General features: G+C 67.8%; 24 protein-coding genes and 1 pseudogene. 11 read left to right on the top strand and 14 right to left on the bottom strand.

Features of this window, described 5'->3' with window-relative positions:
- Window positions 1-29 precede the first annotated feature (29 nt).
- Window positions 30-242, top strand: a complete 213-nt coding sequence (locus TTY48_RS10855; RefSeq protein ID WP_255585629.1) for a hypothetical protein — start codon at window positions 30-32, stop codon at window positions 240-242.
- A gap of 159 nt (window positions 243-401) precedes the next feature.
- Window positions 402-1,076 carry a Crp/Fnr family transcriptional regulator gene (locus tag TTY48_RS10850; protein ID WP_013128499.1) on the top strand — a complete coding sequence of 225 codons (675 nt, stop codon included), beginning with the start codon at window positions 402-404 and terminating at the stop codon, window positions 1,074-1,076.
- 122 nt (window positions 1,077-1,198) lie between these two features.
- Here the strand turns inward: TTY48_RS10850 and TTY48_RS10845 are convergent, their stop codons facing one another.
- From TTY48_RS10845 to TTY48_RS10835, 3 genes are read right to left on the bottom strand one after another with little or no spacing between them, the layout of a single operon-like run.
- Window positions 1,199-2,032 (bottom strand): MBL fold metallo-hydrolase, encoded by an 834-nt coding sequence (locus TTY48_RS10845; RefSeq protein WP_220657496.1) that lies wholly within the window; start codon window positions 2,030-2,032, stop codon window positions 1,199-1,201.
- Window positions 2,029-2,493 (bottom strand): RidA family protein, encoded by a 465-nt coding sequence (locus tag TTY48_RS10840; RefSeq protein ID WP_220657495.1) that lies wholly within the window; start codon window positions 2,491-2,493, stop codon window positions 2,029-2,031. The genes TTY48_RS10845 and TTY48_RS10840 overlap by 4 nt, the downstream gene beginning before the upstream one ends.
- Complete coding sequence (locus tag TTY48_RS10835) at window positions 2,493-2,654, bottom strand: DUF4177 domain-containing protein (RefSeq protein WP_220657494.1); 162 nt, start codon at window positions 2,652-2,654, stop codon at window positions 2,493-2,495. The genes TTY48_RS10840 and TTY48_RS10835 overlap by 1 nt, the downstream gene beginning before the upstream one ends.
- A 101-nt stretch (window positions 2,655-2,755) precedes the next feature.
- On the opposite strand from TTY48_RS10835, the gene TTY48_RS10830 reads away from it, so the two are divergent.
- Complete coding sequence (locus TTY48_RS10830) at window positions 2,756-3,802, top strand: ArsA family ATPase (protein WP_374758707.1); 1,047 nt, start codon at window positions 2,756-2,758, stop codon at window positions 3,800-3,802.
- The gene (locus TTY48_RS10825; RefSeq protein ID WP_220657493.1) at window positions 3,799-4,899 is read left to right on the top strand and encodes an ArsA family ATPase; all 1,101 of its coding nucleotides are present in this window, start codon (window positions 3,799-3,801) and stop codon (window positions 4,897-4,899) included. The genes TTY48_RS10830 and TTY48_RS10825 overlap by 4 nt, the downstream gene beginning before the upstream one ends.
- A 68-nt stretch (window positions 4,900-4,967) precedes the next feature.
- Here TTY48_RS10825 and TTY48_RS10820 read toward each other — a convergent pair whose 3' ends face one another.
- Entirely contained in the window at window positions 4,968-5,279 is a 312-nt protein-coding gene (locus TTY48_RS10820; RefSeq protein ID WP_013128505.1) for a WhiB family transcriptional regulator, read from the bottom strand.
- Between the two features lie 244 nt (window positions 5,280-5,523).
- Here TTY48_RS10820 and TTY48_RS10815 point away from each other — a divergent pair, with 244 nt between their 5' ends.
- The 3 genes from TTY48_RS10815 to TTY48_RS10805 all read left to right on the top strand — a co-directional run bounded on the left by TTY48_RS10815 (window position 5,524) and on the right by TTY48_RS10805 (window position 10,328).
- On the top strand, window positions 5,524-8,046 hold the full coding sequence (locus TTY48_RS10815) for a transglycosylase domain-containing protein (RefSeq protein ID WP_220657492.1): 2,523 nt from the start codon (window positions 5,524-5,526) through the stop codon (window positions 8,044-8,046).
- Between the two features lie 127 nt (window positions 8,047-8,173).
- The gene (locus TTY48_RS10810) at window positions 8,174-9,556 is read left to right on the top strand and encodes an aldehyde dehydrogenase family protein (RefSeq protein WP_220657491.1); all 1,383 of its coding nucleotides are present in this window, start codon (window positions 8,174-8,176) and stop codon (window positions 9,554-9,556) included.
- A 13-nt stretch (window positions 9,557-9,569) separates the two neighbouring features.
- Window positions 9,570-10,328 (top strand): enoyl-CoA hydratase/isomerase family protein, encoded by a 759-nt coding sequence (locus TTY48_RS10805; protein ID WP_220657490.1) that lies wholly within the window; start codon window positions 9,570-9,572, stop codon window positions 10,326-10,328.
- Here TTY48_RS10805 and TTY48_RS10800 read toward each other — a convergent pair.
- The 4 genes from TTY48_RS10800 to TTY48_RS10785 form a co-directional block, all read right to left on the bottom strand.
- Complete coding sequence (locus tag TTY48_RS10800) at window positions 10,309-10,539, bottom strand: hypothetical protein (RefSeq protein WP_220657489.1); 231 nt, start codon at window positions 10,537-10,539, stop codon at window positions 10,309-10,311. The two genes, TTY48_RS10805 and TTY48_RS10800, sit on opposite strands and share 20 nt — an antisense overlap.
- A 131-nt stretch (window positions 10,540-10,670) precedes the next feature.
- Window positions 10,671-11,438, bottom strand: coding sequence for a crotonase/enoyl-CoA hydratase family protein (locus tag TTY48_RS10795; RefSeq protein ID WP_220657488.1), 768 nt, complete (start codon window positions 11,436-11,438; stop codon window positions 10,671-10,673).
- Entirely contained in the window at window positions 11,435-12,229 is a 795-nt protein-coding gene (locus TTY48_RS10790) for an acyl-CoA thioesterase domain-containing protein (protein WP_220657487.1), read from the bottom strand. Before TTY48_RS10790 ends, TTY48_RS10795 begins: the two co-directional genes overlap by 4 nt.
- A 10-nt stretch (window positions 12,230-12,239) precedes the next feature.
- Window positions 12,240-12,827, bottom strand: coding sequence for a TetR/AcrR family transcriptional regulator (locus tag TTY48_RS10785; RefSeq protein WP_220657486.1), 588 nt, complete (start codon window positions 12,825-12,827; stop codon window positions 12,240-12,242).
- A 123-nt stretch (window positions 12,828-12,950) separates the two neighbouring features.
- Here TTY48_RS10785 and TTY48_RS10780 point away from each other — a divergent pair, with 123 nt between their 5' ends.
- Window positions 12,951-14,396, top strand: a complete 1,446-nt coding sequence (locus TTY48_RS10780) for a carotenoid oxygenase family protein (RefSeq protein ID WP_220657485.1) — start codon at window positions 12,951-12,953, stop codon at window positions 14,394-14,396.
- Here the strand turns inward: TTY48_RS10780 and TTY48_RS10775 are convergent.
- Both TTY48_RS10775 and TTY48_RS10770 read right to left on the bottom strand, forming a co-directional pair.
- Complete coding sequence (locus tag TTY48_RS10775; RefSeq protein ID WP_220657484.1) at window positions 14,393-14,923, bottom strand: AAA family ATPase; 531 nt, start codon at window positions 14,921-14,923, stop codon at window positions 14,393-14,395. The two genes, TTY48_RS10780 and TTY48_RS10775, sit on opposite strands and share 4 nt — an antisense overlap.
- Window positions 14,924-15,044: 121 nt before the next feature.
- Window positions 15,045-16,649 carry an MFS transporter gene (locus TTY48_RS10770; protein WP_220657483.1) on the bottom strand — a complete coding sequence of 535 codons (1,605 nt, stop codon included), beginning with the start codon at window positions 16,647-16,649 and terminating at the stop codon, window positions 15,045-15,047.
- A gap of 115 nt (window positions 16,650-16,764) precedes the next feature.
- Here TTY48_RS10770 and TTY48_RS10765 point away from each other — a divergent pair, with 115 nt between their 5' ends.
- On the top strand, window positions 16,765-17,274 hold the full coding sequence (locus TTY48_RS10765; protein WP_220657482.1) for a MarR family winged helix-turn-helix transcriptional regulator: 510 nt from the start codon (window positions 16,765-16,767) through the stop codon (window positions 17,272-17,274).
- A 432-nt stretch (window positions 17,275-17,706) separates the two neighbouring features.
- Window positions 17,707-18,879 (top strand): annotated as a pseudogene (locus tag TTY48_RS10760) (IS3 family transposase).
- Here TTY48_RS10760 and TTY48_RS10755 read toward each other — a convergent pair.
- The 3 genes from TTY48_RS10755 to TTY48_RS10745 are packed head-to-tail and all read right to left on the bottom strand — an operon-like array spanning window position 18,876 to window position 21,243.
- Window positions 18,876-19,244: a hypothetical protein gene (locus TTY48_RS10755; protein ID WP_220657481.1), complete on the bottom strand. Its 369-nt coding sequence runs from the start codon at window positions 19,242-19,244 to the stop codon at window positions 18,876-18,878. The pseudogene TTY48_RS10760 and the gene TTY48_RS10755 sit on opposite strands and share 4 nt — an antisense overlap.
- A gap of 32 nt (window positions 19,245-19,276) precedes the next feature.
- On the bottom strand, window positions 19,277-20,086 hold the full coding sequence (locus tag TTY48_RS10750; protein WP_220657480.1) for a GIY-YIG nuclease family protein: 810 nt from the start codon (window positions 20,084-20,086) through the stop codon (window positions 19,277-19,279).
- Complete coding sequence (locus TTY48_RS10745) at window positions 20,086-21,243, bottom strand: DNA cytosine methyltransferase (protein WP_220657479.1); 1,158 nt, start codon at window positions 21,241-21,243, stop codon at window positions 20,086-20,088. The genes TTY48_RS10750 and TTY48_RS10745 overlap by 1 nt, the downstream gene beginning before the upstream one ends.
- 199 nt (window positions 21,244-21,442) lie before the next feature.
- On the opposite strand from TTY48_RS10745, the gene TTY48_RS10740 reads away from it, so the two are divergent.
- Window positions 21,443-21,820, top strand: coding sequence for a hypothetical protein (locus tag TTY48_RS10740; RefSeq protein ID WP_220657478.1), 378 nt, complete (start codon window positions 21,443-21,445; stop codon window positions 21,818-21,820).
- A 116-nt stretch (window positions 21,821-21,936) separates the two neighbouring features.
- On the opposite strand, the gene TTY48_RS10735 is transcribed toward TTY48_RS10740, so the two are convergent.
- Window positions 21,937-23,010 carry an ImmA/IrrE family metallo-endopeptidase gene (locus tag TTY48_RS10735; protein WP_220657477.1) on the bottom strand — a complete coding sequence of 358 codons (1,074 nt, stop codon included), beginning with the start codon at window positions 23,008-23,010 and terminating at the stop codon, window positions 21,937-21,939.
- Window positions 23,011-23,089: the final 79 nt, after the last annotated feature.

Raw genomic sequence — 23,089 nt, 5'->3', positions numbered from 1 at the left:
CGAGACCTTCGCTGTGTTTACTGACCGGCATGCAAGGATTGCTCGGGCTGCTCTTTCCGGTGGTGCTGATGCTGTTCGCTCTCGCGATGGAACGCATCGAAGTACGGGTCACCGCGCAGTCCTCGGCACCCTCCGGGGCCGAGGACGACGCTCCCGATGTGGAAACGCTCGCGACGATCGGGCTGCCGAAGGCCGTCGACAGTCTCGACCTGGACGGCGGCGCCGAGCGACAGGCCAGCTGACCCCGTCGCCGTGCCCTTCGCACTCCGAACAGGTATGGTGCACTAGGTCATGTGTGCGATCTCCCACATCGGGGACGATCGGTGCATAAACTCACACAGCAATCGGATTCGCGGCGAAAAGCGTTCGCGAGCATGGGTCGATCGAGGAAGAGGTACCCCGTGGAAGAGGTCCTGGCGCGGGCCGGCATTTTTCAGGGTGTCGAGCCGAGCGCTATCGAGGCGCTCACCAAGGATCTGCACGAGGTGGATTACCCCCGTGGCCATGTGATCTTCAGTGAGGGCGAGCCGGGCGACCGGCTGTACATCATCCTGTCCGGCAAGGTGAAGCTCGGCCGTCGCTCGCCCGACGGTCGCGAGAACCTGCTGTCGGTCATGGGACCGTCGGACATGTTCGGTGAGATGTCGATCTTCGACCCGGGCCCCCGCACGTCGAGCGCGACCACGATCACCGAGGTCCGCGCGATGACGATGGACCGCGAGGCCCTGCGCGCCTGGATCCGGGATCGGCCCGAGATCGCGGAGCAGCTGCTGCGCGTGCTGGCCCGCCGCCTGCGGCGGACCAACAACAATCTGGCCGACCTCATCTTCACCGACGTTCCCGGTCGCGTGGCCAAGCAGCTGCTGCAGCTCGCGCAGCGCTTCGGCACGCACGAGAACGGCGCACTGCGGGTGACGCACGATCTCACCCAGGAGGAGATCGCCCAGCTGGTCGGCGCCTCCCGCGAGACCGTGAACAAGGCGCTGGCCGATTTCGCGCACCGCGGCTGGCTGCGCCTCGAGGGCAAGTCCGTGGTGATCACGGATTCCGAGCGCCTCGCCCGTCGCGCCCGCTGACATCCGGAACGAGGGATGGGGCGGGGAGACGCTGCGAACGATTCTGCAGTGCCCGAGGCGCTAGCCGAGGGTGCGAAGCCTAGTGAGCAGCGTCTCCCCGCCCCATACCGTCCGCTCGCCCATCAGCCGTGGTCGGCGAGGTAGCGCAGCTGCACCTTGACGGATTGCCGTGCGGCGGGCCAGACCTTCTTGTCGACGTCCTTGTAGACGTGCTTGACCACCTTCATCGGCTTCGCCTCGGCCGCAGTCACACCCAGCTCGTCGAGCGCGTCCCGGACCTGCTGCAGCCGCTCCTGACGGTGCGCGGCGTAGCCGGCGACCACGGGCGCCGCATCGGGCAGATCGGGACCGTGCCCGGGGAGCAGCACCCGACCGGAGGCCACCTCCGACAGCGCCTCCAACGAGCCGAGGTAGTCGGCGAGGGTGCCGTCCTCGGCGTCGAGCACCGTGGTGCCGCGCCCCAGCAGGGTGTCGCCCGAGACCAGGGCGCCGGGGACCGCGCCGTCCGAATCCTCCCAATCGACCAGGAAACTCAACGAGTCCGCGGTGTGGCCCGGCGTGTGCAGCACGCGGATCCGCAGTCCGGCCACGTCGATCTGCTCGCCGCCCTGCAGCGGCGTCGCGGTGTTCACGCAGTACTTCGGTGAGAAGGCGCGGATCGGGCTGCGGGTGAGTTCCTCCCAGCGGCGCAGGCCGCCGGTGTGGTCGCCGTGCCGGTGCGTCACCAGCGTGAGCGCCACCTTCCCGGCGGCCTTCGCCACTCGTTTGAGGTGCTTCTTGTCCTTCGGCCCCGGGTCCACCACCACCGCCTCTTCACGCCCGGGGGCGCGCAGGATCCACGTGTTGGTGCCGTCGAGCGTCATCACCGACGGGTTGTCGCACAGCAGCACCGAGGCGTACGGGGTCACCGCGCGCAGCTTCTTCGGCGCCGGGTGCGTCAGGGCCCCGGAGCTCATACCTGGACCGTGAGCTCGACCTCGACCGGTGCGCCCAGCGGCAGTTCGGCGACGCCGACGGCGGAGCGCACGTGCACGCCCGCATCGCCGAAGATCTCGCCCAGCAGCAGCGAGGCGCCGTTGAGCACGGCCGCCTGGTTGGAGAAGCCCTTGGCGGAGGCCACGAATCCGGTGACCTTGACGATCCGCTTCACCGAGTCGATGCCCACGAGGGCGTGCACGGCGGCGAGCGCGTTGAGCGCGCACTGTCGGGCGGCGAAGACGGCGTCGTCGAGGTGCACGATGCCCTCGGCGTTCTCGCTCACCTTGCCCTGGGACACCAGCTCACCGTCGCGCATGGGGAGCTGGCCCGCGGTGTAGACGAGGTCGCCCACCTGCGTGGCGGGAACGTAGGCGGCGAGCGGGGGCACCACCTCGGGCAGAGTGATGTTGAGCTCGGCGAGCCGCTCGGACCAGCTCATCAGAGGGCCCGCTTCATGTACGCGACGTGCTGCTCACCGGTGGGGCCGGGCAGCACGGTGACCAGCTCCCATCCGTCCGACCCCCAGGTGTCGAGGATCTGCTTGGTGGCGTGCGTCAGCAGTGGAATGGTCGCGTACTCCCAGGTGGTCTTCTCGCTCATGGGCTCAGCCTATCCACACGTGTTCTGCGTCGCAGTGGCGTAGGCGGTTGTCGCTATCGCACCGGCCGTGACGTCGGTGTGGATATGCTGCGGAAGTGGCGGTGAGCGAGGTGGGCCCGACGGGGTCGGCGGAGGACGCGGTGGTGTCGGAGTCGACGAGTTGGCCCGGTGAGCTCCGCGAGGCCCGGTTGCACTTCGTGTCCGGCAAGGGCGGCACCGGCAAGTCGACGGTGGCCGCGGCGCTGGCCCTGGCACTCGCCTCGGGCGGCAAGAAGGTGCTGCTGGTGGAGGTCGAGGGCCGCGGCGGCATCGGTCCCACCTTCGAGGTGAGCGATCTGCCGCCCACCGAGACGAAGATCGCGACGGCCGACGGGAACGGCGCGGTCTTCGCGCTGCCGATGGACGTGGAGGCCACGTTCCTCGACTACCTCAAGACCAATTACGGCATGGGACTGGCCGCGCGCGCCCTGAAATCGATCGGCGCGATCGAATTCGCGACCACGCTGGCGCCGGGGTTCAAGGACATCCTCATCACCGGCAAGATCATGGAGTGCACGCAGCGCCGCGATCGCGACGGCCGGTACGCGTACGACGCGGTGGTCGTGGATGCGCCGCCCACGGGCCGGATCGGCAAGTTCCTGGACGTGACCCGCGCGATGAAGGAGATCGCCAAGGCCGGACCGATCGCCGGACAGGCCGACCGCGTCGTCCGCCTGCTGCACTCCCCCGACACCGTGGTGCACCTGGTGACGCTGTTGGAGTCGCTGCCGGTCCAGGAGACCGCGGAGGCGGTCCGCGAGCTGCGCGAGTTGGATATGAAGGTGGGCGCGGTGATCGTCAATCGCGCTCTGCCGCAGCTGCTCAGCGATACGGAGCTGTCCGCCGCGGCGGACGGCACCGTGGACGGTCCGGCGGTGCGCGCCGCGCTCACGGGCGCCGGGTTGGAGCTGTCGGACGAGGATTTCGCGGGGCTGCTCACGGAGACGATCCAGTACGCCCGCACGGTGCGCGGACAGGACGATGCGCGCGCCGAGCTCGACGAGGTGCGCACGGCCGGCCGGTTGAAGCTCCCGCTGCTGACCGGCGGGGTGGATCTGGGCGGCGTCTACGAGCTCGCCGAGGCGCTGACGAAGGCGGGTGTCCGATGATCGCACTGAAACTGGGCCCCCAGCTGGTGGATCCGGACACCAAGGTGGTGGTGTGCTGCGGCAGCGGCGGCGTCGGCAAGACCACGACCGCCGCGGCGATGGCGCTGTGGGCGGCCGAGCAGGGCCGCCACGTGGTGGTGCTCACGATCGATCCCGCGCGGCGCTTGGCGCAGGCGCTCGGGGTCTCGGATCTGACGAATGAGCCTCAGGCCGTGGATGTTCCGGGCACCGGTTCGTTGCACGCGATGATGCTGGACATGAAGCGGACCTTCGATGAGATGGTCACGTCCAATGCGGATCCCGCTCGCGCGCAGGAGATCCTGAGCAATCCCTTCTACCAGACCGTGGCCTCGTCGTTCTCCGGGACGCAGGAGTACATGGCGATGGAGAAGCTGGGCCAGCTCACCGAGGACGACCGCTGGGACCTGGTGGTGGTGGACACGCCGCCGTCGCGCAATGCGCTCGATTTCCTGGACGCACCGAAGCGGTTCGGCTCGATCCTCGATTCGCGGCTGATGAAGCTGATCGCCGGGCCCACCCGGGGCGTGGGCCGGATGCTGTCAGGAGGGATGGGACTGGCCCTCAAGGCGGTCTCCGCCGTCGTCGGCAGTCAGTTACTTTCGGATGCTTCTATTTTCGTCTCGCAGATGGACGCCTTGATCGGCGGCTTCCAGGACCGCGCCGACCGCACCTACGCGCTGCTGGCGCAGCCGAGCACGCGGTTCGTGGTGGTCGCCTCCCCCGAGGCGGACACGCTGCGTGAGGCCACCTACTTCGTGGAGCGGCTGGCGGGCGAGCAGATGCCGCTGGCGGGGCTCATCGTGAACCGGACGCATCCGAGCCTGGCCACGGTCCCGGCCGAGGCCGCCGCGTCCGCCGTCGATCGTCTCGGGTCCGACGGTGCCGGCCCGGTCGCGGCGGGCGCCCTGCGGGTGCACGACTGGCGGTCGCGGATCGCGACACGCGAGCTGCAGACGCTCGGCGCCTTCGTCGGGCGGAATCCGGAGGTGCCGCTGGTGGGCGTGCCCTCACTGCCCTTCGAGGTGGCGAGCCTGGAGGCCCTGCAGGCCGTGGCCGAGCAGATCATCGGCGACTGACCGGGATCGATCCGGCCGGGCTCGACATGCGAGCGCCCGGGCCGTGAAGCCCGGGCGGAGGGGGTCGGTCAGACCGCGGTGCGCTTGCGGTCGCGCTGCGCCTCGAAGAAGGCGCGCCAGCTGGTGACCTCGGGATGCTGGCGGAGCAGGGCCCGGCGCTGGCGCTCGGTCATCCCACCCCAGACACCGAACTCAACGCGGCTGTCGAGCGCGTCGGCACCGCACTCGAGCTGCACGGGACAGTGGCGGCAGATCGTGGCGACCTTGCGCTGCGCCGCACCGCGGACGAAGAGCTCGTCCGGGTCGACATCGCGGCACTTCGCCTTGGACACCCAGACCAGACGATCCTCGTCGTCAACGAGTACCCGTGCGTTGGTCATCTGACTCCCCTTTCACCTGGTGCTGCAACCTGCCGGCGACCCCGTCCCGTGCTGCCTATGGGGGTCGATCGAGGCGCTCGCCACATCGTCTGCAATAGTGTTACCTGAATCACACGGCGGACACAAGTCCGGAGCCGGGGGAATTCGGAACAGTGGTCCAAGAAAAGGTGTACGAACGTACCGATCGCCTGATCGGCGCGTCCGGACCCCGGAATCCGGAGCATCGGCACGTACTCTGGTGACCGTGTGGAAACCCGGAGTGATCGCCAAACTGGCCGCCTGCGTGCTGCTGGGCGGGCTGCTCGTGGCGGGCATCCTGTTCCCGTACATCGGTGGTATCGGGCTGATCTCCAACCGCGCCGCGGACACGGTGGACAACATCAGCTCGGAGCTGCTCGAGGGTCAGGTCCCCGAGGTCACCACGGTCACGGACAACACCGGCGCCCCGATCGCGTACCTCTACGACCAGCGCCGGGTGCAGGTGCCCTTCGACCAGATCTCCGAGAACATGGTGCGCTCGATCATCTCGATCGAGGACAAGCGCTTCATGGAGCACGACGGCGTCGACTACCAGGGCACGCTGCGGGCCTTCCTGAAGAACCAGTCGGCGGGCGAGGTGCAGCAGGGCGCGTCCACGCTCGACCAGCAGTACATCAAGAACTATCAGCTGCTGGTGCTCGCGCGGTCGGACGCCGACCGCAGGGCGGCCACCGAGACCACCCCGGCGCGCAAGCTCCGCGAGGTGCGGATGGCGCTGTCCCTGGAGCGGACGCTCACCGAGCGGGCGAAGCAGGAGCGCGGCGTGGACGACGCGCAGGCCAAGCGGATCGCCAAGCAGCAGATCCTGGCGCGCTACCTCAACCTCGTCCCCTTCGGCAACGGTGCCTACGGCATCGAGGTGGCCGCGCAGACCTACTTCGGCAAGCGCGCCTCGCAGCTGTCGATCCCCGAGTCGGCGATGCTCGCCGGCATGGTGCAGTCGAGCTCGGCGCTCAATCCCTACACCAACCCCCAGGGCGTCACCGAGCGCCGCAACATCGTGCTCGACACCCTGGTGGACAACTTCCCGGACAAGGCCGACGAGTACCGCGCCGCGAAGGCGGCGCCACTGGGTGTGCTGCCGCGACCGAACACGCTGCCCGGCGGCTGCATCTCCGCGGTCGGCGGCCGCGGCTACTTCTGCGACTACGTGCAGCAGTACCTGGCGCAGGCCGGCATCCCCAAGGAGCAGGTGGTCCGCGGCGGCTACACCATCCGCACCACCCTCGATCCGCGCGTGCAGGACTCGGTGCAGTCGGCGCTCAACGCGGCCGCCAGCCCCACGCTGTCGAACGTGGCGCAGGTGATGAACGTGATCAAGCCGGGCGAGAACTCGCACGACATCCTGGCCATGAACTCCTCCCGGGTGTACGGCCTGGACGTGGGGAAGCGGCAGACGGTGCAGCCCGAGCCCTTCGCCCAGGTGGGCGACGGCGCCGGCTCGACCTTCAAGATCTTCACCGTGGCCGCGGCCATGGAGAAGGGCATGGGGCTCGACACCGACGTCTCGGTGCCGTCGACGGTGCAGGTCAAGGGGATGGGTACCGGCGGCTACGCGGGCTGCCCGGCCAATTCCTACTGCGTGAAGAACGCGGGCACGTACCCGGCGAACATGTCGCTCACCCAGGCGCTGGCCACCTCGCCCAACACCCCGTTCGTGAAGATGATCGAGCAGGTCGGTGTGACGCCGGTGGTCGATATGGCGGTCAAGCTCGGCCTGCGGTCGTACACGCTGCCGGGCAGCTCGGGCTTCGGCAACGACAGCCTCGCCGAGATGTTCAAGAAGCAGAACCTGGCCTCGTTCACGCTCGGCCCCACCGCGGTCAGCGCGCTGGAGCTGTCGAACGTGGCCGCCACCCTGGCCTCGGGCGGCGTGTGGTGCCCGCCCAACCCGATCCAGTCGATCACCCAGCCGAGCCGCAACAGCGACGGCGTGCAGACCATCGGGCAGGACGGTAAGCCGGTCACCACGCCGGTGCCCTTCAAGTCCGAGAAGTGCGAGCAGGTGATCGACAAGGGCCTCGCGGAGACCCTCGCCAACGCGCTCAGCGCAGACGACCGCGGCGCCGGTACTTCCGCGGCCGCGGCCTCGCGGGCCGGGTGGACGCTGCCGCTCGCCGGTAAGACCGGCACCACCGAGACCTTCCGCTCGTCGGCCTTCCTGGCGTACACCAACCAGATGGCCGGTGCGAGCTACGTCTACAACGACGGCGACTCCCCCGGCCCCATCTGCACCAGCCCGCTGCGCCCCTGCGGCGAGGGCAACGTGTACGGCGGCAACGAGCCCGCGTCGGCGTGGTACGCCGCGATGCGACCGGTGGCCACGCTGTACGGGCCGGTGTCGCTGCCCCCGGTGGATCCGAAGTACAAGGACGGCTTCGGTCCCGGCAAGATCCCGAATGTGATCGGGCTCAACGTGAACGCGGCGAAGGCGCGGCTGGAATCGGCGGGCTTCAAGACCACGGTGGCCTACGTCAACAACTCGGCGCCGAGCGGCACCGTCGTCTCCACCTCGCCCTCGGGCTTCTCGCAACCGGGGTCGACTATCACCCTGAACCTGTCGAACGGGATCGCCCCGGCACCGTCGGTACCGATCCCGGGCGTGCAGACGGGTCCCGGCGGCACCACGATCACCATCCCCGGCTTCGGACAGTTCACCATTCCGGGCGCGGGCGGCCAGGGCGGCGGCCCGGTGCAGCCGCCGGCGCCGAATCCGCCGGGCAACTGATCGACAAGTCGCGCCGAGGTAGTTACGCAATCGCATTGTGCGAGCGGTTTCGATGGCGTCGCGTCCCTAGTCTGAGGTGAGGGCACCCGCGAGCGCGGGGCCCGCATCCTCCGACGGAAGGATCGCCGTGCCCGCCACCTCGTTCGCCGACATCGTCGACCGCCAGCGCGCCCACTTCTACACCGATGCGACCAAACCGCTGGACTGGCGGCTCGATCAACTGGACCGCATGCAGCGCATGCTGAGCGAGCATCAGGACGAGTGGACCGCCGCGCTGTATCAGGATTTCCGGAAGCCGGCTTTCGAGCAGCTCTTCGAGATCACCGTGCCCACGGGGGTGATCGAGTACTACCGGAAGAACCTCGCGGGTCTCATGGCGCCGGAACCGGTGGCCCTGCCGCCGGGCTTGGAGGCCATCGGGAACAGTGGCGTGATCCACCGCGAGCCCTACGGCGTGACACTGGTGATCGGCCCCTTCAACGCGCCGATCCTGCTGCTGCTGGACCCGGCGATCGCCGCGCTCGCCGCGGGGAACACGGTGGTGCTCAAGCCCGCGAACACCACGCCCGCGACCGCCGCGCTGTTCGCGCGCCTCGTCCCGGAGTACTTCGAGCCGGAGAACGTGGCGGTGGTGACCGGCGGCCGCCAGGAGATCAGCGCGCTGCTGGACCTGCACTTCGATTTCATCTTCTTCACCGGCAGCTCCGCGGTGGGCAAGGTGGTGATGCGCGCGGCCGCGGAGAACCTCACGCCGGTGCTGCTCGAATTGGGCGGCCAGAACCCGACGATCGTCGATCGCACCGCGAACCTGGACCAGGCCGCAGACCGGATCGCGTGGGGGCACAACGCGATCTCGGGCCAGTGGTGCATCGCGCCCGGCTACGTGTGCGTCGAGGACACCGTCGCCGACGAGTTCGTGGCGAAGCTGTGCGCGTCGATCACCCGGATGTACGGGTCCGATCCGCAGCAGAGCCCGGATCTGGCCCGCATGATCAGCGAGCACGACACCGAACGCGTTGCGGGGTACATCCTCCCGGAGAAGACGGTGCTCGGTGGCCGCTCCGATATCGGTGACCGGTACGTGGAGCCGACGGTGCTCTACCCCTCGGACTGGGACGATCCGGCGTTGCAGCAGGAGGTCTTCGGTCCGGTGCTGCCGGTGCTGCGGTACTCGGATCTGGACGAGGTGATCACCCGCATCCGATCGTTGCCGCGCCCGCTGGCCGCGTACTTCTTCAGCACCGACCAGCCCACCGTGGACCGGTTGATGACCTCCTTGTCGTTCGGCGGCGGGTGCATCAATCAGACGAATCTGCACTGCTGGATCGACGCCCTGCCGTTCGGCGGCGTCGGCAACAGCGGCATGGGCAAGTACTACGGCCGGACCGGGTTCGAGGCCCTGAGCAACACCAAGGCCATGCTCGTCGGCGATCCGGACCGTCCGATCGACGTCTTCCCTCCCTATGCTGGCAAGGACCTCACAGCGTCGCTGTCGCTGTTCAGCGGATGATCGGAGCCCCCGCGTGACCACGCCCGAACCCACCGTCCTCCTCCGCGTCGAGGATCACGTCGCCACCATCACGCTGAACCGGCCGGGGAAGCTCAACGCGATCAACGCCGCGATGGTCGACGACCTCGCCGCGGCGCTGGACCGGGTGCGCGCGGGCATCGCCGACGGTGCCGTGCGGGTGCTGGTGCTCACCGGTGCCGGGCGCGCCTTCTCCGCCGGTTTCGATCTCGGCTCGATCGTGGGCTCCCCGGTGGACTTCGCGGTGCGCACCGGCGATGTGGTCGATTCGATCGAGCAGCTGGACGTGCCGGTGATCGCGAAGGTCCGGGGTCCGGCGATGACCGGCGCACTGGAGGTGGCGCTCACTGCCGATCTGATCGTGGCCGCGGAGAACGCGAAATTCGCCGACACCCATGCCAAGTGGGGCCTGGTGCCGCAGTGGGGGCTCTCGGTGCGGCTACCGGAGCGGGTGGGCGATGCGACCGCGAAGCTGATGACCTTCACGGCGCGCGTCTTCAGCGGGACCGAGGCGGCGCGGATCGGGCTCGCGGATCTCGCGGTGCCGGAGGCGGATCTCGACGGCGCCGTGGCCGCGTTGGCCGCCGAGATCGCGGACAACTCGGCCGAGGCGATCGCGATCTACAAGAAGCTGTACGCCGATGCCCGTGTGCTGGACCGGCGCGCGGCGTTGGATGCGGAGCGCCGGCATTCGCGGGGCACCGCATCGGACACCGCCGAGCGGGTGGAGCGGTTCAGCCGAGGTTCTCGATGAGCCGGGTGATCCGATTCTGCACGCGGCGCAGCTGCGCGCCCTGATCGTCGAGGCGGCGGGCGATGGAGTTCACCGCATCGGACGAGCCGGTCTCGTGCAGGCTGCGGGCATCGATCTGGAGGTCGTCGCCGGTGCGGCCCACGGACGCGGCGATGAGGGTGAGTTGGGCGGTGAGATCGTCGAGTTCGCTGCGGACGCCTGCGAGCCCCATGGTGTTTCCCTTCCTCCGCCCCGGTGATCGGGGCGTTCGAGGAGCAGGTTATTGCGCGTGCACAGTCGGGGCGGCGACGCGCAGGTGACTGTCACATGACCGTTCTCCGACGAACGACTCCGGGTGTTTAGCTAATCGAACTCTCCGTGCCGGCCGGCGCCGCCCGCGAACCGGGTCGCGCCCGCCACCGCACCGTCGGTCAGGGAGGCGACGCCGTACCGGTGCTCCACGCCGAGCGCCTCGGATTCGGGGAGGCCCTCGGATTCGAGCATCGCGAGCCGGTCGTTACGCAGGCAGGCCTGCGGGAACCCGGCCAGATCGCGTCCCAGGGCGACGGCGGCGGCCAGCGCGGTTCCAGGTTCGACGAGGCGGTTGACCAGGCCGATGGCGTGCGCCTCGGCGGCGTCGACGGGCCGCCCGGTGAGGATCAGGTCCATGGCCCGGCTCGCCCCGATCAGGCGGGGCAGGCGCACCGTCCCGCCGTCGATGAGGGGCACGCCCCAGCGGCGGCAGAAGACGCCGAGCACGGCATCGGATGCGGCCACCCGCAGGTCGGCCCAGATCGCCAGTTCGAGTCCGCCGGCCACGGCGTGTCCCTCGATCGCGGCGATCACCGGTTTCGAGAGCCGCAGCCGGGAGATCCCCATCGGGGCGTCGCCGTCGGGTTCCACGCGATTCGGCGTGCCGGCGGCGACGGCCTTGAGATCGGCTCCGGCGCAGAAGGTTCCGCCGGTACCGTGCAGCACGGCGACCGCGGCGTCGGGATCGGCATCGAAGGCGCGGAAGGCATCCGCGAGTGCCTGCGCGGTGTCCCGGTCGACGGCGTTGCGCACCTCGGGACGGTCGATCCGGATGACGGTGACGGGTCCCTCGCGGTGCACCCGAACGGTTTCGGTCATCGCGTCTCCTTCGGTCCGTGCACGGCGGCGCCGGTCGCCACGCCGGTCACGGTGCAGATGCCGAACCGTCCGGTGCGGTCGAACATGCTGGCCGAGGAGGCACTGACGCCGTCGACGAGCAGGAATTGGTCGGCCTCCAGTCCGATCTCGTCGCCGATCGGCGCACGGGACAGGGCCATCGAGACATCGCCGTTGATGGTCTGCACCCCTTCGGTTCCCATGCCCGTCACCAGGTTGGTGGTGTCCGAGACCATGGCGGCGCGCGCGAAGGGGGTGGTGTCCTCGCCGTCGAGCACGCGCCAGCCCACCGTCCACACCCGCTTGCGTTCCGCGTTGAGCCACTGCGACGGGTCCTCGGCGGAGAGGTAGTCGCCGTCTCCGCATGCCATCGACAGGCGCGGCGCCCCGGCCGCGGGTGCCTGCGGGGATCGCGGATCCGTCCAGACGAGGCCGTCGGGTTGCGGCGCGCGGTGGTAGAACGTGGCGGCGGCGCGGACCACGGTGGTGTCCTCGTGCACGATCTCCGCCTCGGCCACGCGGATGCGGCGGCCCGATCGGATCAGGCGGGTGCGCACGTCGATGCGGCCCGCGGGAACCATGCGGAACAGGTCGCAGTGCCAGCGCGCGGGCACCAGACCGTCGCCGAACTCGGTGTCGAGTACCTGCGCCAGCAGGCCCGCCACGGCGGGGCCGGACAGGGTTCCGGGCGCCCAGCGTCCCTCGGCCGCGGGCAGGGACTCGAAGCCCTTGCCGCTGCGTATGAACTGGGGGCTGACCTGGGGCTCACTCACCCTTATCGGTCTACACGAGTGGGTTCAGGCCGGCGGCGGTGAGGCCCCCGTAGGCCATGGAGAAGTAGGTGCGCGCGAGCGCCTCGCGCTGATCCCGCAGGTCGGCCGACAGGTAGTGCAGGCACAGCGCCGGTCCGCACACGCTGAGGATGGTGACCAGCGCTTCGCCGTCGACGGCGACGCGGTCGGCCCCCGCGGCGTTCCGCGCGCCGATCGCCAGCAGGGTGCGGGTGGCATCGCCCCACCGCTGGGAGATGGGGTCGAAAGCACTGGCGGGCAGCAGGTGCGGCGCACCGTCGAGCACCGCCGTGAGCGTGGGGCGGTACCGGTCCAGCTCGGCGAAGACGGAGGCGAGGAGCTCGGGCCCCAGCGTGACCGCGCCGCCCGCGAGGGTTTCGCGGAGCCGCTCACCGAAGGAGGTGACGAGATCGTCCATGATCTCGGCGACCACGGCCGCGACCACCGACTCCTTGTTCGGGAAGTACTGGTACAGCGTTCCCTTCGAGACCCCGATCCGGTCGGCGATCGATCCCATCGACAGCGCGGCGTACCCACTCTCGGCCAGAATCTGACCAGCGGCCGACTCAGCCCGATTCACCGTGTCCTTCGCCCGCCCCTGTGAGGGCCGTCGGCGCAGCGCAGAGCCGCTCTCGGAGTTCTTGGACACGGCAGCCTCCGATCTGACTTGTATCCGTCCCGCGCGATGGGGTCGAGTGTAGTCATGACTACCGGGGAAGACATCGCCGTGGACCGCTCGCGCGTCTTCGAACCCGCCGTGGGCGAGTACGACGACATCGTGATCGAGGACATCACGGGCGCCCTCCCCGAGGATCTGCTCGGCACGCTGTACCGGAGCGCACCGGTCCGGTGGGAGGCCGGGGGCTTCTACGCCCGGCACCTGTTCGACGGTGACGGGATGGTCGCGAAGTTCGCATTGCAGGGTGGGAAGCTGCGCTACCGGAACCGGTACGTGCGCACCCCCAAGTACCAGCGGGAGGAGGCCGGGCGAGGGGACCGGGTACGTGGGCTCGGTACCCTCGCCGCCGGCGGTCCGCTCGGCAACGCCGGCCGCGGTCCGGCCGACCGGTCCAACACCACGTCGATCTACCACGGTGACCGGCTGGTCTCGCTGTCCGACGACGGCCGCCCGTGGGAGCTCGACCCCGATTCCCTGGAAACGCGGGGGCGCTGCGATTTCGGCGGTGCGCTGAGCCTGCTGAGCACGTTCTCCCCGCACCCGAAGGTCGATCCCGTGACGGGCGAGCTGTTCAACTTCGGGCTCACGGTGCCGCCCCTCGGGCGCACGCCCGGCGTGGTGGGGCTGCGCTGCTACCGCGTGGACCCGCGCGGCCGGCTCAGCACGATTCGCACGGTGCCGCTCACGCATGTGCTGATCAATCACGATTTCGCCATCACCGAGCGGTACCTGGTGTTCGTGCTCGATCCGCTCACGATGAATCCGGTGCGCGCCGCACGGGCCGGGCTCGGCATGGTCGATTTCAACTCCGCCACCGAGTTCCGCGCGGAGCTGGGCAGCGAAGTGATCCTGGTGCCGCGCGACGGTTCCGCGCCGCGGCGGTTCACCATTCCCGCGTTCCCGAAGGTGCACGTGAACAACGCCTACGAGGTGGGCGGCGATGTGCTGATCGATGTGGTGAAGTACGACGACTGGGACGAGACGGCGAAGATGCTCTCGGACTTCCGCGAGTACGGTCCGGCCCGGGGCGGCACGCTCACGCGGCTGCGGATCACACCGAGTGATCGCGTGGAGCTGACCGAGTTGTCGGCCTCGCTGGGCGAGTTCCCGATGCACGATTGGCGCCGCACCGGGCGGTACTTCCGGTACTCGTACCTGATGGAGTCCGATGGGACGACGCCCCCGTCGCTGGAGAAGATCGACAACGAGACCGGGAAGCAGACCTCGATGGGCGGCTTCTCCGTTCACGACGGCGTGGGTGAGCCCTTCTTCGTTCCGCGCGCGGACGGCGACGGCGAGGACGACGGCTGGCTCCTCCTGGTGGTGTACCTGGCGGAGGAGCACCGCTCGGCGCTGTACGTGGTGGACGCCCGCGATATCGAGGCCGGTCCGGTGGCCGTTGCGCGGCTACCGCACCACTTCTTCCCCGGGTTCCACGGCATGTTCACCGATCGGGTGTCGCAGGCCTAGAGACGGAACCCGTTCGCCGCGAGTGCCTCCGCGACGCGATGGTGCGTGCGCTCGGCATCGTCGTGCGATGTGTCGAGGACGTTGCTCTCGTACTCGCCGAGGTCGGCGAACTGGTCCCACATCGTGAGGATCGGCTGTACCTCGACGAGGGCATCAGGTGCGGTGCGGGCCTGTGCGCGGGCGAGGACGGTGGCCCGGTCCGGACGGAGCACGAGGTAGCGGACGTCGATGCCGGGGTCGTGCGCGCGGAAGTGAGCTAGCATCCAGGGCCCGACGATGCCATCGAGCACCGTCGTGTATCCGCCTGCGGCATAGGCGAAGGCGGCCCCGGCGATCACCTCCATGACGGTGTCGTTCTGCACGGCGGATTCGGGCTCGTACGGCGGGATCGCGCCGGACACGATGGCGTGCCAGAAGTCATCGGTATGCAGGTGCACGCCCAGCTCGAAGGTTCGGGCGAGCCGGGCGGCGACGGTGCTCTTCCCCGCCCCCGGTGGGCCGGTCAGGATGATCACGGTTCCGCTCATCCGGTTCTCCCTCGTCGCTCCCCCGTTTGGCCGGTGGCCCGTCCGCCTCGACACTACGACGGACGGGCCCCGCGCGTCCATCGCTTTCCGGCGCGACTGAGGGACCGCGGATGACGATGCGCTACTGCGGGTCCGGCTTCGACGGTGGAATCAGCGCCGTGGCCACGAGGCCCAGCAGGATGAATCCCGCGGCGAGATAAGCGCCCCACTCGATCCCGTCGGTCATGGCGAGGCGCCCGGCCTCGGCGACCGGCACCGTCTGCGGATCGGCTTGCAGGCCCACGATCGCGGCGCCCGCACTGTCGGTGATGACGTGCGCGTACTGCTCCGCCTGCGGGGCGGCGACGCCCTCCGCGGTGAGACGGTCGGTCACCTGGGTGGCGAGCGTGGTGAAGAAGACCGTGGTGAGGATCGCGATACCCAGGGCGGATCCCAGCTGCCGGAACGTGCTCTGGATGCCCGACGCCTGCCCGTTGTCGCGTTCGGGCACATCGGCCAGCACCACGTTGGTCACCTGAGCAGTCGCGAAGCCCACGCCCACGCCGTACACGCAGAGGATCGCCGCGAGCACCCACCACGAATTGTCGGGCGAGACGAAGAAGCCGAGGGCCGCGAGGCCGACCACCTCGAACACCAGGCCGACGCGCACCAGATTCAGTGCGGAGACGTTCTTATCGGCCAGCCCGAAGCTCGCGCCGCTCGCGATGAAGCTGCCGATCGCGATGGGGACCAGCGCCAGGCCGGCCTGGACGGCGCTGTAGCCGAGCACGAATTGCAGCCACAGGGGCAGGACCGCGACGATGCCGAATTCGCCGAGCCCGATGATCAGGGTGGCCACGTTGCCGTTGCGGAACGAGGCGAGGGAGAACAGGCCCACGTCCATGAGCGCCTTGTCGACATCGCCGGCGCGGCGCAGCGCCACCTGCCGGGCGACGAACCCGGTGAGCGCGCATGCGCTGATCAGGAGGGCGACGAAGGCCGGGGAGAGGCCACCGTCCCAGGTGAATCCGGCGATCTCGATCGGGCGGATGCTCATGATCCAGCCGTAGGTGCGGCCCTCCACCAGGCCGAAGGCGAGCAGCCCGAGGCCCAGGACCGAGAGCAGGGAGCCCAGCACGTCCAGGCGTCCCGGCACGCGGGGCGATCGATCGATGCACAGCAGGACGCCCACCACGATCAGCGCCGCGAGCGGCACGTTGATCCCGAACGCCCAACGCCACGAGGCGTGTTCGGCGAGCCAGCCGCCCAGCAGCGGTCCGAGGGCCGCCGCCGCGCCGATCGTGGAGCCCCAGATCGCGAAGGCCTGCCCACGCGCCTTGCCCGTGAAGTTGGCGTTGAGCAGCGAGAGCGAGGTGGGCAGGATCATCGCGGCGCCGGTGCCCTGCAGGAAGCGCGCGACGATCAGCAGGCCACCGTCGGGCGCGAGACCTGCCAGGATGCTCGTGACGCCGAAGACGACCACGCCGATCAGGAAGACGCGGCGCGCGCCCACGATGTCGGCGACGCGACCCGCCACCAGCAGAAGTGCCGCGAAGACGATCGCATAGGACTCCTGGATCCACTGCGCCTCAGTGGAACCCGTGTTCAGGTCCTCGATGATCGACGGGATGATCACGTTCACGATCGTGGTGTCGACGACGATCAGCGCCACTCCGAGCGCGATGGCGATCAGTCCGAGCCACTGCCGGACCGTGGGTGCGACCTCCGTCGCGGGTTCTGCGGTCATCGTTCGATCCACTCCAATCTAATTCCATGCTGGAATCATTCCGTGGCAAAATTAGATTCTGGGACGTAGATTGTCAACCGAGCACCGGCGCGGCCGGTGGAAGGCGAGGACTGAGATGGCTGAGGAGCGGGCCGGCCGGCGGCAGCAGGAACTGGTGACCGATCGACTGCGCGACTTCGGCGTGGTCTACCGCGAATACTCCCGGCGATTCGCCGAGTGGCTGGGCCTGCACTCCACCGATGCCGAGGCCCTCATCGAGATCCTCAACGCCGAGGAGCGCGGCGCGCCCCTCTCACCCGCCCGCCTCAGCGACCGGATCGGGCTGTCGCACCCCGCCACCACGGCCCTGCTCAACCGTCTCGAACAGGCGGGCCACGTGACGCGCACGCGCGAGCAGCGCGACCGCCGCGTGGTCACGGTGCGCGCCGACCCGCGGATCCAGACCCTGGCCGACGAGTTCTTCACTCCCCTGGGCATTCGGGTGGGGCGCGTCATGGACGGCTACCCGAGCGAGCAATTGCAGGGGATGGAGAACCTCCTCAACGATCTCCTCGCAGTGATGCGCATCCAGCTCGACGAGCCGATCACGCCACTCGACGCACACGCTCCTCGCGCCACGACCTGACCGCGCCGCGGCAGGGCCCTGCTGTCGTCTCAACCAACGAGTCGGGGTGGCGGGATTCGAACCCACGACCTCTTCGTCCCGAACTATCCACGACCCAGTTGACCTGCACCTCATCTACCAGCGCATACTCGATCTATTTCAGCATTTCGACAGCTAGCAACCCGGGTCGCGATGGCTGGTGCGGCTGGTACGGCTGGTACGTGCCAGCTCGCCTGCGTACCCACTGCGTACCCAGGCGCACGCGCTACCCGTCACCCCCTCCTTCCTCCCGACGGACCTCCCCTGCGACCACCGGCGGCATGACGGCCACCAGATCCGTGTGGTCGACGGCCTGCATGTGAACCAGGCTGGCGATGGTGAGGGTCTGCTGAAGGTCTAGTTGTCACCTGATCTGTAGCGGTCTGCGGACTGTTGCTGGAAGGATGATCGACCATGCCGAAGGCGTATCCAGAGGAGTTCCGTGCTGATGTGGTCCGCGTGGCCAGGTCGGGGCAGGTCTCGCTCAAACAGGTAGCGGAGGATTTCGGGATCGCGGAGTCGTGTTTGCGGCGGTGGCTGCGGCAAGACGATGTCGATGACGGTGTTCGTCCCGGTGTGAGCCGGGACGAGGCGAAGGAGCTGCGGGAAGCGCGGCGGCGGATCCGGCTGTTGGAGCAGGAGAATGAAGTCCTTCGGCGGGCGGCGGCGTATTTGTCGCAGGCGAATCTGAAGCTCGGTTCGTCCCCAAAATGATGTTCCCGCTGGTCCGCGAGCTGGCCGCTGACGGGATTGCCGTCGCGGTGACCTGCCGGGTTCTGAAGTTCTCCCGCCAAGCCTTCTATGCCTGGAGCGCTGTTCCAGTCTGTGACCGTGATGTCGATGATGCGGTGGTGACTAATGCTGCGGTCGATGTCCATCGTGATGATCCGGAGTTCGGGTATCGGTTCATCGCCGACGAACTCGTCGCTGCCGGTCACAGTGTGTCGGAGCGGCGAGTGTGGCGGCTGTGCTCACAAGCTGGTCTGTTCTCCGCGCACAGCCGCCGGCGCGGCAGCGGCAAACGTCCCGGACCGCCGGTCCATGACGACCTGGTAGAACGCGAGTTCTCCGCTGAGGCCCCGAACCGTTTGTGGCTCACTGATATCACAGAGCACCACACCCGCGAGGGCAAGTTGTATCTGTGCGCGGTCAAAGACGTCTATGCGAATCGGATCGTCGGATACTCGATCGACGAACGGATGAAGACCCGCATCGCGGTCAACGCCATCAACAGCGCCGTGACCCGGCGCGGTGGCCCCTGCCGCGGTTGCCGGATGCGTAGTGCACTCGGATCGAGGTAGCCAGTTCCGATCACGCCGGTTCACCGAGCAGCTCAACAGGTTTCAGCTCAGCGGTTCGATGGGCAGGGTCGGCTCCGCCGGGGACAACGCAGCGATGGAATCGTTCTTCTCGCTGCTGCAGAAGAACGTCCTCGACCGCCAGCAGTGGACCACCCGCCAGGAACTGCGGACGGCAATCGTCGTCTGGATCGAACGGACCTACCACCGCCGCCGGCGACAACGCACACTCGGCAAGCTCACACCCATCGAATTTGAGATGATCTACACAGCCGCCAACGCGGCCTAACAATCACTGAGCTGAAGTGACAACGAAACCTTCAGCAGACCCAAGCCCCAGCAGAAGAAGTCGTCGTGGTCGTACCAGCCGTCCATCGAGAAGCGGTGGGGTGGCCCGTCATCAGTGAACACCCGCTCAAACTCGATTCCCAGTTCCAGCGTGTAGCGGTTCTCTGGATACGGACCAACCCGCTCGAAATCGGGACCAACGACGGCGACCTCTTCGTCCCATTCGAGCCTCAGGCCGAGCGTAGAGCACACCGCCGCGAGAGTGTCCGCCGTGACGACCGGGACCGCCCAGCCCTCCCACGGGTCCGTGAACTCAATCGCGCTCCACGTCTGGCCAGCGCCGGAGACTGTGAACTGCTTGCTCATGGCCCCAAGGGTATGCGCTGCCACTGACACCGCTAGTCGTCGTCCCCGTCGTCTTGGCGTTGCTGGCCGTGTGGGTCGGAGGGTTCATACATGACGGTACCGACCAGGCCCTCTACCGAGATCGCCTTGGCATCCGGTTCTGGACGCCCTTCAACCTCTGCCAGTCGAACAGCGGAGATGTAAGCCAATCGGACCGCCTGGATCACCAGTACACGGCGGAGACCATCCGACACCTCACCACGCTCGTGGGCCACCGCTGCGAGCCGGCTGATCGTCTCTGCCCGTCGAGCGATGCGTACATCTGCATGCCCGCGCTCCTGCCTGGTGTGTTCAGAGATGAGCGGGAAGGCATACGACTGCGGCAACGGAACAGGGTCGGAAAGTGGCGGGATCTTCTCGTTGAGAATCGCGCCGAACTTGCTGTCCTTGATGGCCTCCACGTATGCCGAGTACTCAAAGGCGTTGAGCTGCGCTATCGCAGCCTTGTCCTTGTTGGAGATGCCTTCGAGCTCCCATATCGGCCACATGCGAACCTCCGCCACCTCAAAAATGTCCAGGATCCGCATGGCGACAGCATCGGTGCGCTGGTTCGTTAGGTGCCGGTTGAGGCGAGTGGACAGCTTCTCGTTGGTCTGTCCCACGTAGATGGGTTCACCGTCGTAGTCGAAGAACGCATACACGCCCCACCTAGCTGACGAGATCTGCCGACCTTGATCGTCAGTTGCCTTCTTGGCGTCATCGAAGAGCTTCCGGAACTCCTGCACGAGCGGCGCAGGTAGATCCTTCCGCTTCGGCTTGGCCGCCTTCTTGGCGCTCGTACTCGCGCGGCTCGTGCTCGCCATCAGATGGCATCCTGTGCTCGTTCAACATCCGCGGACAATACGCCCTTGACCAGCGGCATCAGGTAGTGCTCTGCGAGCCACGAGACAGCAGGAACAGCGACGGCGTCTCCGAAGCCGAACAGTGCCTGGTTGTTCCGAGCGGCGGTGAGATCGTAGTCCCCGGCTCCCATGAGACGGGCGTACTCACGAGGCGTCATCCACCGGACCTGGAGACGCTTGTTTCCGAGGCGCACAACCGCCTGCTTCGACGAACCGCCACGCGCTGTACGCAGGCACCCGGAGATGTCGTCTGGGCGGACTTCCCACACGGCCACTCCCTTGCGTGTGCGCCGGTATGCCGTGCGGTACTTAACGCCCTTACCGCGCTTCAATTCGGCGACGCGCTCCAGTTGGGTGGGTGAGAGCGACGCCACGAACGCCTCGGTTCGCTTGGCGTCCCACCAGCGCTCGTCATCGAGCTGCATGTCCTCGATCTCGTCACCGAGGCCCTCGGTCTTCGGAGCGGGCGGTGCAGGCAGCGCGGCGCGGTGTGTCCGGAGGCTCTCGTCGCCGTAGACCCACTGGAGCCAGTCTGGTCGCAGTTCCGAGTTCGGCTCCGCCACGTCCTCGGGCGGGTTCTGTGCGCCTACGAGGAACAGGCGGGGGCGGGACTGCGGCACGAATCGCCGTGCGTCAATCGAGAGAACGTCGACCGAGTACCCAAGTTCGTTGAAGGCGCGGATCGCCGCGGAGAGGTCGTCGCCTCCGTGCGATGTCGCCAAGCCAACCACGTTCTCGAGTACGACGGTCTCGGGGCGCTTCTCTTCCAGTTCCCGGAGCAGCCGGATGAACTGCCAGAACGTTCCCGACTGCTCCCCGGCGAATCCGGCGCGGTTCCCGGCGAGTGATAGGTCGGTGCACGGTGACGATGCCCAGGCCAGCGATGCATCAGTGGGCAAGGCATCGACCTTCACCTTCGTGATGTCGCCCAGCGCGAAATGCTCGTCATCGGACTCGCCGAACTGCGCGTCGTACATCGCCTTCTTGTCGGGCTCGTAATCGTTCGCCCAGGCAACGCGGAAGCCCGCGGCCTCCAGTCCAAGGCGCGCGAGGCCGATGCCTGCGAAGAACTCCAACACCTTGGGACGGGCAGCATCGAGCGGTGTCACGTTCTCCATACCTGGATCCTATCGAGGGGGACCGACCTTGCTTCGCTACACCACGCGAATTGGAACGGGAACCTGTGACAGCGGTACACGGCGCGTCCGCGGCGGCAAGCTACCAGCACGACGCCAGCGGCGTTTCAGCTGGCCCGATGCGTCAGCTCCTGAGCCACTCGTTGAACTTCCCACGGTCGAACGGACCCGTTGGAGGCGTATGTCGTTCTTCACGGTGGAGCGTTCGGGAATACGACCACAGTTCATCGTCACTGACGAGCTGCATGCGGTAAGCCATCCGAAGGAGCCCCCACGTCCCCGTAATCGCAGGAGTCCCGCCGAGGTCCAGTCGACCAACCGGGCCATCGTCGGTGACCAGCACCGCCGCAAGACCACGACACTCGATGAGTGCGAGAGTCTCTGCCTCGCCCAGGTTGTGGGTCAAGCCCTGTCCCGCGGAACGCAGCATGTCCCGGTATCTCTGCACCGTGACGTGTTCTCGACGGTCGGCTGGAACGAGAGGAACTCCGAAGATCTCGTGCGCCTGGGTCATTTGCGGCAAATCGTGTCGCGCCGAGTGCCGGTCACACTCCTCTGACACCGTTTGGCACCAGCTACCGCGATCCCCGACGATCTGAGCGAGCAGATCCATTCGGTCGATGTGTGCGAAGTTGATGAGAACCGTGTTGTCTGGGAAGAGGATCAAGACGACGCCTACGCGATGCCGAGTGCAGCAGCAAGATCATCACTGCTCAACTCACGGCGCTCCGGCTCATCAACTTCTAGTGCCTCTGCGTCGACCCCGAGCATCCAGGCCAGGGTTCCCTTGTGGAGCTGCCCTGCGGCGATACGGTCCTGGTGCGCCTCCTCAAGGGCGCGAGGAAACCGGCGTGCCGACGCTGCGCGCATCCGATCAGTGATCTCGTCCGACTTCCCACTGCGATGCCAGTGCCGGTGCAGAAGCCGCTGTGTCTTCTCATAACGCCACCGCTCCGCGGCGGGGGAAGCGATGCACAGAGTCTCCAACCGGATCGCGAGCGACTGGGTAGAGACGCCCAGTTCCCATACCAGATCCGCGAGATCAGACTCGGTCATCGAGGACCAGTCGTACCCACGAATCATCTCGCGCGGCATCAGCAAGTCAGCGGCGAAGGCGTTGGCAACCTGCTCGTGCTTCTTCGGGACGACCCCGGCCCCCGCATGGTGCCCGTATACGAGATGGCCCAGCTCATGCGCGAGACTCCAGTTCTCCCAGAACCAACTGCCAGTCGCGGGAATCGCGATGACCACATATGGGCCGCTGGTCATGCTGTAGGCGGTCGAGAGCTCCTTGACACGCACCACGTCGATACCCAACGCGCCTTCAATGCGGTCGACGAACGGGCGCACGAAGTCCGCGCCGAGTCGGTCCCTCACTTCATCGACGCCGGACAGCGAGAGTAGCGCGCCCGAGGGGGCCGGCTCCCCCTGGTGGTACGCCAGTGCAACGTCCTGGAGAATCCTGCGGTCCTCCTCGACTGTCGGTACAGAACGCTCGCGGGTATCCCGGTCGTAGGTGTGCCGCGCCGCGATGACGATCCTGTTCGGATCAGGCTCACCGGTAATCAGCTCGTGCAGGTCAGCGGCGTAGTGGTCAGCGATGCGCGCTAGTTCTCCCGAACTGAAATTGCGTTGCCCACTCAACGCACGTGACAGCGCGTCTGGTGCCATCCCAATGGCGTCCGCCAACTTGCCCTGGCCCCGGGCCGGGATCAGGGCAGCAACACGTTCCCCGATGGATTCCGTCATGCCTCTATGGTACAAACAAAGTTTGGGAAAAACCCAAAATTGTGATGCAGGTCGTTTCCCGATCCGGTCGCCTCTACGA

The organism is Tsukamurella sp. TY48 (genome assembly GCF_019656655.1).
In the GTDB taxonomy this organism is placed as follows: domain Bacteria; phylum Actinomycetota; class Actinomycetes; order Mycobacteriales; family Mycobacteriaceae; genus Tsukamurella; species Tsukamurella strandjordii.
The sequence above is the reverse complement of the archived record's forward strand: the minus strand, read 5'-3'. Positions and strand labels throughout refer to the sequence as shown.